Source organism: Pseudoxanthomonas sp. P4_B2, from assembly GCF_056402315.1.
Genome location: NZ_JBFUHQ010000004.1, coordinates 54,152 through 67,917, shown reverse-complemented (window position 1 = coordinate 67,917; position 13,766 = coordinate 54,152). Strand labels below are relative to the sequence as shown.

Below are 13,766 nucleotides of genomic sequence, written 5' to 3'. Positions count from 1 at the left end.
CGTGGATGATGCCCGGGTAACCGCGACCGTGTCACGATCCCGGCTCACGGCTTGCATTCGACTCCTCACTCTCAGGGCATAGGTAGACTGTATGCTCACCCGACGAGCGATATGACCCAGACCGACGCCCGCCCCCGTTTCGAAACCGACGACGCCGATCCCTCACGGGTACGGCTGGTGGGACAGTGGACGATCGCGACCGCGCTGCAAGTCGCCGATCGCCTGCGCGAAATGCCAGCCAGCGCCAAGAACATCGATGCGACCGGCATTTCGCGCATCGACTCGGCCGGCGTGTTGCAACTGCTGCGCCACGCCGCGCGCAACGATATTCCGTTGGACGACCTGCAGTTCCGCAAGGAACACCAGGCGCTGGTTTCCACCATCGAAGACGTGGCCGACGATCGCCCGAAGAAGAAGCGCGACTACGGTTTCGTGGCCGCACTGGCGCGCCTGGGCTACCAGGTGCAGGACAACGGCAAGGAAATCGTGGCCCTGGTCAGTTTCACCGGCGAGAATCTGGTGAAGATGCTGCGCACCTTGAAGGAACCCAAGCGCCTGCGCGTCACCGCCACCGTCTTCCATATGGAACAGGTGGGTTTGGATGCGGTGCCGCTGGTGATCCTGCTGTCCTATCTGGTCGGCGCGGTCATCGCCTTTCTGGGTTCGACGATCCTGCGCGACTTCGGCGCGGAGATTTACGTGGTGGAGCTGGTCAGCATCGCTTTCCTGCGCGAGTTCGCCGTGCTGCTCACCGCCATCGTGCTGGCCGGACGCACCGCCAGTGCCTTTACCGCGCAGATCGGCGCGATGCAGAGCCGTGAGGAAATCGATGCGATCCGCACGCTCGGCCTTGATCCCATCGACCTGCTGGTGATCCCGCGCCTGCTGGCCCTGCTGATCACCCTGCCGCTGCTGACCTTCATCTCGATGATGGCCGGCCTGGCCGGCGGCATCACCGTCGGTGCCTTCGATCTGGGCATTCCCCCGCAGATGTACCTGGCACGCATGCACGAAACCCTGGAAGTGCGGCACTTCCTGGTCGGCATGTCCAAGGCGCCGATCTTCGCCCTGATCATCGGCTTGATCGGCTGCCTGGAAGGGCTGCAGGTAGAAGGCACCGCGCAATCGGTGGGCGAACGCACTACTTCGAGCGTAGTGCAGGCCATTTCGCTGGTGATCATCGTCGATGCGTTGGCGGCGCTGTGGTTCATGAGCATGGATTGGTAAGCATGGCTTCTCCATCTGCCGATCGCCGCGAAGAAAGCGACAATGCGACTCCGGTCATCCGCGTGCGTGGGCTGAGCAACAAGTTCGGCGAGCAAACCGTGCACGAGGGTCTGGACCTGGATGTGCGTCCCGGCGAAATCCTGGGCGTGGTTGGCGGTTCGGGCACGGGCAAGTCGGTGCTGATGCGTTCCATTCTGGGGCTGCGCATTCCCGACGCCGGCGAGATCGAAGTACTGGGCACCGATGCGCGATCGAGCAGGCTGAAGGACCGCCAGCACATAGAACGCAACACCGGCGTCCTGTTCCAGGACGGTGCCCTGTTCTCTTCACTGACCGTGGGCGAAAACGTGCAGGTGCCGCTGAAGGAGCACCACGGTGAATTACCAGACAGCTGGCGCTACGAACTGGCGCTGCTGAAGGTGAAGCTGGCCGGGCTGCCGGCCGATGCGTTGAACAAACTGCCGTCGCAACTCTCCGGCGGCATGCGCAAGCGCGCCGGCCTGGCGCGGGCGCTTGCACTGGATCCGCCACTGCTTTTCCTGGACGAACCCACCGCCGGGCTGGACCCGATCGGTGCGGCCGCCTTCGACCGGCTGATCAGGACTCTGCAGCAGGCGCTGGGCCTTACCGTCTTTCTTATCACCCACGACCTGGACACCCTGTACGCTATCTGCGATCGGGTTGCGGTACTGGCCGACAGCAAAGTGGTGATCAATGCACCGATCGCCGAAGTGGAGAAACTCGACCACCCGTGGGTGCAGGAATATTTCCACGGCCCCCGCGCACGTGCCGCGCGCGATGGCCGCGATGCCTATCAAGAACGAACCAAGCAAGAGGCGTCCTGAACCATGGAAACCAAAGCCAATTACGTCCTCATCGGCGCTTTCACCATCATCATCGCGGCTGCTTTGCTGCTGTTCGGACTATGGGCGGCGAAGTACTCCTCCGAACGCAGCTGGCAGGAATATCAAGTGGTGTTCCGCGAAGCCGTGACCGGCTTGTCGGTGGGCAGCCCCGTGCAATACAACGGCATCGCGGTGGGCTCCATCACCAAGCTGTCGCTAGCGCCCAACGACCCGCGCCAGGTGATTGCCAGGATCCGGCTCGAGAACACTACCCCGGTCAAGACCGACACTCGCGCCAAATTGGCCATCACCAGTCTGACCGGTCCGTCCATCATCCAACTGAGCGGCGGCACTCCGCAGGCCCCAGCGCTTACCTCCGTCGACACGCGCGAAGCGCCGGTCATCCAGACCGCGCCCTCGGCGTTGCAGAACATCACCGACACCGCCAATCGCATCGTCGAACGCCTGGACCAGGTGCTGAGCGACCAGAATGTGGCGCGCATCGCCAGCACCTTGCAGAACCTGGAAACCATCAGCGGCGATATGGCCAATCGCGAAGAAGGCCTGCAGGCGCTGATCGCCAGCGCACGCGATGCGGCCAACAACTTGGACCGTACCCTGGACACCACCAACGGCACAATCCAGCGCCTGGATCAGAACCTGGTGAAAAAGCTTCCGCCGATCCTCGAGAAACTCGAAAGTACATTGGCGCAGCTGGATTCGGCCGCAGGCAACGCCGATGCGATCCTCGGTGAGAATCGCGCGGCCATCAACAGCTTCGCCAGCGACGGGTTGGGACAACTGGGTCCCACCCTTTCCGAACTGCGCAGCCTGATCCGCGATCTGCGCCAGGTCAGCGACCGGCTTGAAGGCAATCCCGCGCGCTATCTGCTGGGTCGCGACGCACCCAAGGAGTTCGAACCGAAATGAAATCGATGCGACTCGCCTCTCTTCGTCTTCTTCCTGTCACCGCGTCGTTGGCGCTATTGGCCGGCTGCTCGGTGCTGGGCGGCAAACAGCGCGACCCGGTGACGATCTACGCGCCGCAGGTAAGCGTCGCGCCTGATCCCTCCTGGCCTTCGGTGAACTGGCAGCTGGCTGTCTCCAAGCCTACCGCCGCCCGCGTGGTCGACAGCCCGCGCATCGCGGTGCGTCCGGTGCCCGGCGAGTTGCAGGTCTACCGGGGCGTGACCTGGTCGCAGCCTTCCACCGATCTGATCGAAACCACCGTGCTGCGCGCGCTGGAAGACTCCGGCAAGATTCCGGCCGTCGCTCGCGCCGGCAGCGGCATGCGCGCCGACTACAGGCTGATCATGGACCTGCGCCGCTACGAATCCGACTACGCGGGCAACGCGCTCCCTTCTGCCACCATCGAACTCACCGCCAAACTTATGCACAACAGCGAACAGCGCATCGTCGCCTCGCGCACGTTCCTGCAAGTGGAGCCGTCGGCTGGGGTCGAAGTGCCACAGGTGGCGACCGCTTTCGACACGGCGCTGGAGAAATTGGGAAGCGAAGTCGTCGGCTGGGTATTGACGACGGGCGAGGCGGACGCCAAGAGCAAGCGCTGAAGCTCGTTCATATGTTGTGGCTATAGCGGAGAGCGTATATCTCGAATCCGTTCGTGGTGATCGCCCTTCATCGGCTCATGGCAGGATTTGGCGAAAGGTCAGATTGATGCGCTCCCCCACCGGTCTGGCCGTACGCGGCAGCGAGTGCTTGTAGTTCGCCTGCGTATTCCCGCGCATCACCAGCAGACTGCCATGCGCCAACGGCAACTCGAGCTTCTGCGAGCTCTGCTGGCGACCCTTCAATACGAAGCGCCGTGTCGCCCCCAGGCTCAGCGAGGCGATGATCGGCTGCGGACCCAGCGCGGATTCGTTGTCGCTATGCCAACCCATGTAGTCGCGTCCATTGCGATAGCGGTTGGCCAAAACGCTGTTGAATTCGCAATCCAGTTCGCGCGCAAGCCGGCGACGGATGTCTACTAGCGCGTGCGGCCAGGGATGCGGCTGGAAGCGCGTACCGGAGTACGTGTAGGACGCGTCTTCATCGCCTATCCAGCTGCTCAGCCTGGGGGAATCCACTTCCCGGCCGAACAGGCGGATACGGTGCGTTTGCCATTCGATCGAATCCCGCAACTCCGCAAACAGCGCGTCGGCCTGCTCGGCCTGCAGCCAGTCCGGCGCGAACCAGAGTTCCGCGCCCGGCAGGGCGTTATCGCTACCATTCGTTGCAAGGGTATGCAGTACGGACATGAGCCCATGCTGGCGGATTTGCCCCTTCTTCCGCAAACACCGAAAATAGGCGCAGCCGCAAGCCAGCCATGGAAACCCCGATGACCGATGTAGAACGCGCTGACGTAGAGCGGGATGTGATGGAGTACGACGTCGTCACCGTCGGCGCAGGCCCCGCGGGCCTGTCCTTCGCGATCCGGCTCAAGCAGATCAATCCGGACATCAGCGTCTGCGTGATCGAGAAATCCAGCACTATCGGCGCGCATATCCTATCGGGCGCGGTGATCGAACCCGGCCCGCTGGATGCGTTGCTACCCGGCTGGCGCGACGCGCCGCCACCCATCTGCGTGGCGGTCAAGGAAGACGAGTTCTGGTACTTGACCAAGAGCGGTGGCTACAAGTCCCCACTGGTGCCGCCCGGCATGCACAACCACGGCAATTTCATCGTCAGTCTCGGCGCGATGTGCGCCTGGCTGGCGCCGCAGGCCGAGGCACTGGGTGTGGAGATCTATCCCGGTTTCGCCGCTTCCGAGACCCTCCATGATGAGAGCGGAAAGGTCGTCGGTGTGCGCGTAGGCGACATGGGCGTGGCCCGCGATGGTTCGCACAAGCCTGGCTACACCGCCGGTATCGACATCCGTGCCAAGGTGACCGTGCTGGCCGAAGGCGCGCGGGGCCATCTGACCAAACGCTTGGTCAAGCAGTTCGCACTGGACAAGGACAGCGACCCCCAGGGTTATTCCATAGGCATCAAGGAGCTCTGGCAGGTATCGGAAGGTCGCGTTTCGCCTGGCAAGGTCGTGCACACGCTGGGCTGGCCTGCCGACAATCAGACTTATGGCGGCAGCTTCCTATATCACCTGGAAAACAACCAACTAGCTTTGGGCTATGTCAGCGGACTGGATTACAAGGATCCCGAATACAAGCCCTGGGAAGCTTTCCAGCAATGGAAGAACCATCCGCTGATCGCGCCGCTGCTGGAAGGCGGCACCATTCTTTCCGCTGGCGCCCGCGCCATCGTCACCGGCGGCTGGCAATCGCTGCCCAAGGTCGAAATGCCCGGTGCGCTGCTGATCGGCGACACCGCCGGCCTGCTCAACGTGCCCAAGATCAAGGGCACGCACCAGGCGATCCGCAGCGGCATGCTCGCCGCCGAGCATCTGGCGCAATCGATGGATCCGGCGGGCTTCGACGCCAAGCTGCGCGCTTCGGATGCGATGAAGGAACTGAAGCAGGTGCGCAACATCAAGCCCGGCTTCAAGAAAGGCCTGTGGTTCGGCCTGTTGAACGCAGGATGGGAAACCGTCACCCGCGGCCTATCGCCCTGGACGCTGAAGGTGAAGCCCGACTGGTCGTCGCTGGACAAGGTCGGCGCGCATGAGGAACCCAAACGCGACTACGTGCAACGCACCCTCGCCCCCCGCGACCGCCTGCAAGGCGTCTACTACGCCGCCACCGAGCACGACGAAGACCAGCCCGTGCATCTCAAGGTCGTCGACACCTCCATCTGCATCACCCGCTGCGCGGAAGAGTACGACAACCCCTGCACCCGCTTCTGCCCCGCCAGCGTGTACGAGATCGTCGACGACGCTGCAGGCAAGCGCCTGCAGATCAACGCCGCCAACTGCGTGCACTGCAAGACCTGCGACATCAAGGATCCGTACGAGATCATCACCTGGGTGACGCCAGAGGGTGGGTCGGGTCCGAATTACCAGAACCTTTAGTGTTGCGCCGACCGAAAGCTTCCGTAAAAACGGAAGCTTTCGGCTCCATGCTTAGAAGGTTCCGACTGCCCAACCGGCCGGCAGATCCGCCACGAGGGAATTGGTGAAATCACCATCGGTGCGTCCCACCAGCATACGTACCGAGACGCCATTCGAATAAACGATATCCGCGCGCCCATCGGCGTTGTAGTCGCCCGCTCCACGCAGCGTGTAACCAGGCAAAACCACAGTGCTGGCGCGGCCCGAACGCTGTCCCGCACCGTCCATCAGCCAGTAGTACACCGAACCGGTTGCCGCATGGGTCAGGATAATGTCCGACTTCCGGTCCGCATCGATATCGCCTACTCCGCCTATCGTCCAGCCCGGAGGCAATTCTGCGACGACCGCATTGGTGAAATCGCCATCAGTACGTCCGACAAGCATGCGTACGGTGGCCGCATTGGAGTAGACCAAGTCGGCGCGCCCATCCGCATTGAAGTCGCCCGCACTACGCAAGGTGTATCCCGGCAACACGACCGTGCTGGCTCGACCGGAGCGTTGGCCCGCTCCGTCCATCAGCCAGTAGTACACCGACCCGGTTGCAGCATGGCTTAGGACGATGTCGGACTTCCCATCTGCGTCGATATCGCCAATACCTCCGACGGTCCAGCCAGAAGGCAATTCGGCTACTACTGCGCTGGTGAAGTCGCCATCAGCACGGCCCAACAGCATGCGCACGGTGGTTGCATTGGAGTAGACGAAGTCCGCACGCCCGTCAGCATTGAAATCCCCGGCACCACGCAACGTGAATCCGGGAAGAACTACTGTGCTGGCGCGACCAGAACGCTGACCGGCTCCATCCATCAGCCAGTAATAGGAAGACCCGGTACTGGCATGGGTCAACAAGATGTCGGACTTGCCATCAGCATCGATGTCGGCCTTAACACCGCTTCGCCTATTGGTAACGTCGGCCAAAATCCAGCCGGGCGGCAAATCCGCGACCAGCGAGTTGGTGAAATCGCCATCCTCCCGGCCAAGCAACAAGCGCACAGTGGTCGCATTGGAAAACAGCAAATCCGCCCGACCATCGCCGTTGTAATCACCAGTCCCGCGCAACAAATAACCAGGCAGCGTTACTGCGCTGGCCCGTCCGGATCTCAGGCCCGCTCCGTCCATCAACCAGTAGTAGACAGAACCCGTGCCCGCATGGGTCAGGACCACATCCGACTTGCCGTCGGCATCGATATCGCCAATGGCCCCTACCACCCAGCCCGGCGGTAGTTCGGCCACGGCGGTGTTGGTGAAATCGCCGTCAGCGCGACCGACTAGCATGCGCACCGAGGTCGAGTTGGAAAAGAGCAGATCAGCGCGGTTGTCAGCATTGAAGTCGCCTACACCACGCAGTATGTAGCCAGGCAGGGTTGCGGTACTCGCACGACCCGAGCGCTGTGCGGCGCCATCCATCAGCCAGTAGAAGACCGAACCAGTCGCTGCATGAGTAAGCACGATGTCGGCTTTGCCGTCCCCATCGACATCACCTACTCCTCCGACCAACCAGCCCGCGGGAAGCTCCGCCACTAACGAGTTGGTGAAGTCCCCGTCCGCCCGACCCAACAGCATTCTTACCGTTGTCGCATTGGAGAACAGCAGGTCGGCTCTTCCATCGGCATTGAAATCACCGGTATTACGAACCGTATATCCAGGCAACGTTACGGTGCTCGCGCGGCCCGAACGCTGTGCCGCACCGTTCATCAGCCAATAGTAAATCGACCCTGTTCCTGCATGCGTGAGGACGATATCCGACCTACCGTCGGCGTCCAGATCGCTGTCTGCGCGACCCACGATGGGCACTACGGTAGCTCGGAAGGTGGCGACGACTGGAATCGTTTGATTCAGGCTGCGCGCGTTGTCGGTCTGATCGGTCACGCCGCAAGCCAGCGTGCCTGGCGGAGGACCGCACTTGAGTACCAGCGGATTGGAGAAGGTACGGTAGAAATTCTGGTTGTTATCCCCGTACGACATGATGGTGTAGAAGTTGCCATTGGCCGCGGTTGTCTTCATCCCAAAGGAATAGGGGTAACGTCCGTACAGCAGGTTGGTTCCGCCTGACGGTTTGGTGGGGTCGATTTTCGAATTATCGCGATCGTGGGCCGAACCCATTAAATGACCAAGCTCGTGAACAAGCGTTTCATCTGCGCAGAAATAACTGTTGGTGCCATCGCTATCATTACCGTCACTGATCACGGCAAAGCCAAAATCATCGTCCGTAGCGGGATCGATCGGTTTTCCACCGGATCCGTTCAACCAAGCGATACCGCACCCATCGTTTTCCGGGGTCTGGAACTTGCGGACCAAGACCGCCAAATCGGCGCCATATTGATCGCGAGCCGTTCGGATCGGAGCCAACGACGCCGGGACCTGCACAGTCGTTGTTCCGTTGTAACCGGTGAGCTCGCCGAGCGCAGCTTTGTTGGTGGTCGTATCCGCATAGTCGACCTGCACGGCATTCACTATGCGCAACGCGCCATTGATCAGGCTATTCGTGTACGCCTGATTACCTACATCGACCAGGAAGACCAGACGCGTCACCGCCGCCGATTGACTCCCCTGCGCGGTCGCGAAGCCAGCGGTATATCCAATAGCGACATCGACGGTACTGGCAGGTGTAGCAGCCTTGGTTTCAGCCGCCGACTGCGACATCTGTGCTTTCGGGGTTGATTTCAGCAGCGCGGAACGCAACGCCAGCGCCGGTGGCACCATCATGTCGGTCCGGCTGTTCGGATTCTTGACCTTGGAAAGGTCGGTCTGCACTGCGTACAGTTGGCCGCCGCGGGTCTGCAGACTGAGAGGCGCGCCTGTCTTCTGCGGAATCGAGCCATAGACCGCCTTTTCGCCGAAGGTCAGGATGGCTTCCTGTTTCTGGTCGCCGCCGATCACGCGACCGATCCAGGTCCAGTTACCGTCGGGATGTTCGACGTGGCGTTCGTAACGCACCTTTACCTGCGACCCGTCCGGGGACGGGATGGACATGACCCCGTCGACGACCCCCTTGAGCGCATGCGCCTCGCTGATAGCGATCGGGTACCACGTATAGGCGCCTTCGCGCTTGATTGCGGCGCCTTTGTTCTTGTAGCTGATCAGTTCGCCGCGATCCGGGGCATTGGCGACCGACTGGGAGGCTTGGCGGCCTGCCTGTACCGATGGGAGCCGCTGGGCGATCCGCGCGTTCGCAGAAGCCGCGCCTTTCTGATCGCCGAACTTCGTATCGGGAGTTTCGGCGGTGCAGCCGGCCAGACATACCAACAGAGCGCAAGCGCCTACGCGAAACTTCATGAGAATCCTCGACCCGACTGAATTTATAGCCCCTGATGGCAAACTATAACCTGCGACCCCAGTTAACAATAGTGAGACCGGTCGCGCTTACCCGGCGCATTTTGGCCTTATACAGGTTACCAAGACGGGGTCTATTCGTTCTTTCAGGTGAAACTGACGCCGGTTTTGGCCTCCAGATCGCCCCGCGTCACTCCCTCGGCAGATTCCATCAGGACCAACCCCTGAGGCGTCACATCGAACACCGCCAGATCGGTGATGATCCGGTTCACCACGCCCAAACCGGTCAATGGCAGATCGCATTCAGGAAGGATCTTGTGGCTTCCATCCTTCGCCACATGCTCCATCAGCACAACGATGCGCTTGACCCCGGCCACCAGATCCATGGCGCCCCCCATGCCTTTGACCATCTTGCCAGGGACCATCCAGTTGGCCAGGTCGCCCTTGTCGGTGACCTGCATGGCACCCAGCACAGCTAGGTCGATATGGCCGCCGCGGATCATGGCGAAGGAGTCATGGCTACCGAAATAGCTGGCGCCCTTACGCGCGGTGACGGTCTGCTTGCCGGCATTAATCAGGTCGGCATCTATTTCGTCTTCGGTCGGGAAGGGGCCGATGCCTAGCAAGCCGTTTTCGGACTGAAGCCAGACATCCATACCCTCAGGTATGTAATTGGCCACCAGAGTCGGCAGCCCAATGCCCAGATTCACGTAGGCTCCATCGGTCAGCTCCCGTGCGGCTCGCTGCGCCATTTCGTCGCGGGTCCAGGCCATCAGCGGGCTCCTCCAGTTACGGTACGGTTTTCTATGCGCTTTTCAGGGTGGGGGTTATGCACCAGCCGGTCCACGTAGATACCGGGCGTATGGATCTGGTCGGGGTCCAGTTCGCCTACTTCGACAATGATTTCCGCTTCGGCGATGCAGACCCTGCCTGCCGTAGCCACGGCCGGATTGAAGTTCCGCGCGGTCTTGCGGTAGACCAGGTTGCCGGCGGTATCGGCCTTCCAAGCCTTTACCAGCGACACGTCCGCTTTCAGCGCGGTTTCCATCACATATTGGAAGCCATCGAATTCGCGCGTTTCCTTGCCCTCGGCCACGATGGTGCCGTAGCCGGTGCGGGTGAAGAACGCGGGAATACCCGCCCCACCCGCCCGCAGGCGTTCGGCCAGGGTGCCCTGTGGATTGAATTCGAGTTCCAGCTCGCCGGAAAGATACTGACGCTCGAATTCCTTGTTCTCGCCGACGTACGAAGAAATCATTTTGCGTATCTGCCGCGTGGAGAGCAGCTGGCCCAGCCCGAAGCCATCGACACCCGCGTTATTGGAGATAGCGGTCAGACCTTTGACTCCGCTGTCGCGCAAGGCCAGGATCAAGGCCTCGGGAATGCCGCAAAGCCCGAATCCGCCCACCGCCATGACCTGGTCGTCGGCGACGACTCCCTTCAGGGCCGCGTCGGCGCTGGGATAAAGCTTGCTCTTGGCTCCGCTGCGCGAAGGCGAGGAGGCGACCGCTTCGACCATGACCTTATCCGTTCGGGAAATTGTCGGCCATTTTAACCGGCTGCCCGCAACGCACACAGGTACTTTCGGCCAATACCCACCGGCGGCCGCAACCGCCCTTAAACTGAAACCATGAAGACACTTGCCCTTGTCACTGCCATCACCGCCACCGGGCATGACGACGACCTTGCCCCGTTGCTCGAAGCCTGTACACGGGCCGGTCTGCACGTACGTGTCGTCGCCTGGGACGACGCGACCGTCAGTTGGCGCCGCTTCGATGCAGTCCTGCTGCGTTCTCCCTGGGACTACACCGAACGCCTGGTGGAATTCCTAGGTTGGTGTGATCGCGTGCAGCAATCCACACGACTGTTGAATCCGCTTCCCGTCGTTCGCTGGAATACGGACAAACACTATCTTGCCGAGTTGGAGGCCGCCGGAATGCCGGTCGTACCCACCGTGTTCGTCGAACCGGAGGCGGAGCCGCTCGAGGCTTTGCAGGCCTTCCTGGCAGGGGAAGTCGCTGAGGAATTCGTGGTCAAGCCCGCCGTCAGCGCGGGTTCGCGCGATACCCAGCGTTATTCGCGCGCCCAGGATTTCGCCGCCGGCAACCATATCGCCCGGCTGTTGGAGCAAGGGCGCAGCACGATGCTGCAGCCGTACCTACGCTCGGTCGACAGCGCTGGCGAAGCCGCCCTGATCTATTTCGACGGCCAGTTCAGCCATGCGATCGGCAAGGGAGCGTTGTTGCGTCCCGATGAGCCCGCCACCGCAACGCCCCATGCCAGCGGCGACATAACTCCGCGAGAAGCGGAGCCGGCCGAACGCCAACTGGCCGAAAACGTCTTGTCGGCAGTACAACAGCTGCTGAAGCTCGACCAGCCGCTGCCTTATGCCCGCATCGATCTCATCCGGGACGACGCCGGCAACCCGCGATTGCTGGAACTGGAATTGACCGAACCTTCGCTGTTCTTCGCCCAGGCACCCGGCAGCGTCGAGCGGTTTGCGGCCAACCTCGCCCGCCATTTGAGCGCTTGAATCCATACGCGCTCGCACGGCCTGCCCGTGACCGGTAAAATCCCTGGACTGCCCTCGGCCAGCCATCGCAACGCCGGCCCCCCCTCCAGCCCAGGAAATTCCCGCAGGATGAAGATTCTCGTCGCCTACAAGCGCGTGGTGGACTACAACGTCCGCGTCCAGGTCAAGCCGGACGGTTCCGGCGTGGTCACCGAAGGGGTCAAGCTTTCGGCCAACCCGTTCGACGAAATCGCTCTGGAAGAAGCCCTGCGCCTGCGCGACAAGGGCATCGCCACCGAAGTCATCGTGGCCTCTATCGCCCCGGCCGACGCCCAGGCGCATCTGCGCAACGGTCTGGCCATGGGCGCCAACCGCGCCATCCACGTGGTCGTCGACGGCCCGATCCAGCCGCTGACCGCCGCACGCACCCTGCTCAAACTGGTGGAAAAGGAGCAGCCCGACTTGGTGATCCTGGGCAAACAGGCCATCGATGACGACTCCAGCCAGACCGGCCAGATGTTGGCCACGTTGTGGGGCCGCCCGCAGGCCACGTTTGCCAGCAAGCTTGAGATAGCTGATGGCAAGGCCACCGTGACCCGCGAGGTGGACGCCGGCTTGGAAACCCTGGAAGTGGACCTGCCCGCGGTGGTGACCACCGACCTGCGCCTCAACGAGCCGCGCTTCATCAAATTGCCCGACATCATGAAAGCCAAGAGCAAACCGCTGGAAAGCATTCCTTTCGCCGATCTGGGCGTGGACAGCGGCGATACTCTCAAGACCACCCACTACGCTGCCCCCGCCAAGCGCGGCAAGGGCGTGATGGTCAAGGACGCGGCCGAACTGATCGCCGCACTCAAGCAGAAGGGGTTGCTGTAATGAGCAAGGTACTGGTCATCGCAGAACACCTGGACGGCAAGCTCAACGCCGCCACCGCCAAAACCGTCAGCGCCGCGCTGGCGTTGAAGCCGGATTCCATCGACATTGCGGTGCTCGCGGCCGATCCGGCTGCGGTCGCTGCCGAAGCCGCCCAGATCGCCGGCGTCGCCAAGATCTTGACCGTGGCCAACCCCGCCAACGCGCATGCCCTGGCCCAAGTGCTGGCACCGCAGATAGCGAAGCTGGCGGCTGGCTACACGCACGTGTTCGGCCCCTCCACCACCTTCGGCAAGGATTTGATGCCATGCGTGGCTGCCCTGCTGGGCACTGCCCAGGTTTCGGACGTGATGTCGGTGGAAAGCAGCCACACCTTCAAACGCCCGATCTACGCTGGCAACGCCATCATCACCGTCGAAGCCCCCACCGAGCATCCGGTGGTCGCCACCATACGCGCCGCCTCCTGGCCCGAAGCGGCCAAGGGCGGCAACGCGACCATAGAAGCCGCTTCGGTCGAAGCCACCCTACCCACTCACACCCGCTTCGTCGGCTTGGCCGCCGGCAAATCCGACCGCCCCGACCTGCAGAGCGCCAAGCGCGTGGTCTCAGGCGGGCGCGGCGTGGGTTCGGAAGAGAACTTCAAGATCATCTACGCATTCGCTGACAAGCTGGGTGCCGCCGTGGGCGCCTCTCGCGCCGCCGTCGACGCGGGTTACTGCCCCAATGAAATGCAGGTTGGACAGACCGGCAAAATCATCGCACCGGAGCTGTATGTGGCCATCGGCATATCGGGTGCGATCCAGCACTTAACCGGGATCAAGGACGCGGGCACCATCGTGGCTATCAATAAGGATGCGGAAGCCCCGATATTTGAAATCGCCGACATCGGTCTAGTGGGGGATTTGTTCAAACTGCTGCCCGAGCTGGAATCGGCAATGTAGGCACGGCGATTGGCTCGCTCTGCCCAGCATGGGCTGGTTGCGCGGTGCATGCATTCGGTTTCCCCGCCGAAACGCCCGTTGTCGCCAGTGTCAAATTG

Annotated in this window: 12 protein-coding genes; 8 read left to right on the top strand and 4 right to left on the bottom strand. The window is 62.0% G+C overall.

Annotated elements, in window-relative coordinates; genetic code table 11:
- The first annotated feature begins 111 nt into the window (after positions 1-111).
- Genes AC1DTQ_RS11505 through AC1DTQ_RS11490 form a run of 4 tightly spaced genes read left to right on the top strand, consistent with a single transcriptional unit; the run spans position 112 to position 3,643 of the window.
- Positions 112-1,227, top strand: coding sequence for an MlaE family lipid ABC transporter permease subunit (locus tag AC1DTQ_RS11505; protein WP_477849768.1), 1,116 nt, complete (start codon positions 112-114; stop codon positions 1,225-1,227).
- Between the two features lie 2 nt (positions 1,228-1,229).
- Positions 1,230-2,072, top strand: a complete 843-nt coding sequence (locus AC1DTQ_RS11500) for an ABC transporter ATP-binding protein (protein WP_477849766.1) — start codon at positions 1,230-1,232, stop codon at positions 2,070-2,072.
- A gap of 3 nt (positions 2,073-2,075) precedes the next feature.
- Positions 2,076-3,002: an MlaD family protein gene (locus tag AC1DTQ_RS11495; protein ID WP_477849765.1), complete on the top strand. Its 927-nt coding sequence runs from the start codon at positions 2,076-2,078 to the stop codon at positions 3,000-3,002.
- Positions 2,999-3,643, top strand: a complete 645-nt coding sequence (locus AC1DTQ_RS11490; RefSeq protein ID WP_477849764.1) for an ABC-type transport auxiliary lipoprotein family protein — start codon at positions 2,999-3,001, stop codon at positions 3,641-3,643. The genes AC1DTQ_RS11495 and AC1DTQ_RS11490 overlap by 4 nt, the downstream gene beginning before the upstream one ends.
- Positions 3,644-3,718: 75 nt before the next feature.
- Here AC1DTQ_RS11490 and AC1DTQ_RS11485 read toward each other — a convergent pair whose 3' ends face one another.
- Positions 3,719-4,330: an alpha-ketoglutarate-dependent dioxygenase AlkB family protein gene (locus tag AC1DTQ_RS11485; protein ID WP_477849763.1), complete on the bottom strand. Its 612-nt coding sequence runs from the start codon at positions 4,328-4,330 to the stop codon at positions 3,719-3,721.
- 80 nt (positions 4,331-4,410) lie between these two features.
- Between AC1DTQ_RS11485 and AC1DTQ_RS11480 the strand changes: the two genes are divergently transcribed.
- Positions 4,411-6,033, top strand: coding sequence for an electron transfer flavoprotein-ubiquinone oxidoreductase (locus tag AC1DTQ_RS11480; protein ID WP_477849762.1), 1,623 nt, complete (start codon positions 4,411-4,413; stop codon positions 6,031-6,033).
- A 51-nt stretch (positions 6,034-6,084) separates the two neighbouring features.
- On the opposite strand, the gene AC1DTQ_RS11475 is transcribed toward AC1DTQ_RS11480, so the two are convergent.
- The 3 genes from AC1DTQ_RS11475 to AC1DTQ_RS11465 all read right to left on the bottom strand — a co-directional run bounded on the left by AC1DTQ_RS11475 (position 6,085) and on the right by AC1DTQ_RS11465 (position 10,861).
- Positions 6,085-9,414, bottom strand: coding sequence for an FG-GAP-like repeat-containing protein (locus tag AC1DTQ_RS11475; RefSeq protein ID WP_477849761.1), 3,330 nt, complete (start codon positions 9,412-9,414; stop codon positions 6,085-6,087).
- Between the two features lie 74 nt (positions 9,415-9,488).
- Positions 9,489-10,115 carry a CoA transferase subunit B gene (locus tag AC1DTQ_RS11470; protein WP_477849760.1) on the bottom strand — a complete coding sequence of 209 codons (627 nt, stop codon included), beginning with the start codon at positions 10,113-10,115 and terminating at the stop codon, positions 9,489-9,491.
- Positions 10,115-10,861: a CoA transferase subunit A gene (locus tag AC1DTQ_RS11465; RefSeq protein WP_477849759.1), complete on the bottom strand. Its 747-nt coding sequence runs from the start codon at positions 10,859-10,861 to the stop codon at positions 10,115-10,117. Before AC1DTQ_RS11465 ends, AC1DTQ_RS11470 begins: the two co-directional genes overlap by 1 nt.
- 111 nt (positions 10,862-10,972) lie before the next feature.
- On the opposite strand from AC1DTQ_RS11465, the gene AC1DTQ_RS11460 reads away from it, so the two are divergent.
- From AC1DTQ_RS11460 to AC1DTQ_RS11450, 3 genes are all read left to right on the top strand, one after another.
- Positions 10,973-11,875 (top strand): ATP-grasp domain-containing protein, encoded by a 903-nt coding sequence (locus AC1DTQ_RS11460; protein WP_477849758.1) that lies wholly within the window; start codon positions 10,973-10,975, stop codon positions 11,873-11,875.
- Positions 11,876-11,983: 108 nt separating this feature from the next.
- Positions 11,984-12,730 carry an electron transfer flavoprotein subunit beta/FixA family protein gene (locus tag AC1DTQ_RS11455; RefSeq protein WP_477849756.1) on the top strand — a complete coding sequence of 249 codons (747 nt, stop codon included), beginning with the start codon at positions 11,984-11,986 and terminating at the stop codon, positions 12,728-12,730.
- Positions 12,730-13,668 carry an electron transfer flavoprotein subunit alpha/FixB family protein gene (locus AC1DTQ_RS11450; protein ID WP_477849755.1) on the top strand — a complete coding sequence of 313 codons (939 nt, stop codon included), beginning with the start codon at positions 12,730-12,732 and terminating at the stop codon, positions 13,666-13,668. Before AC1DTQ_RS11455 ends, AC1DTQ_RS11450 begins: the two co-directional genes overlap by 1 nt.
- The last annotated feature ends 98 nt before the right edge of the window (positions 13,669-13,766 follow it).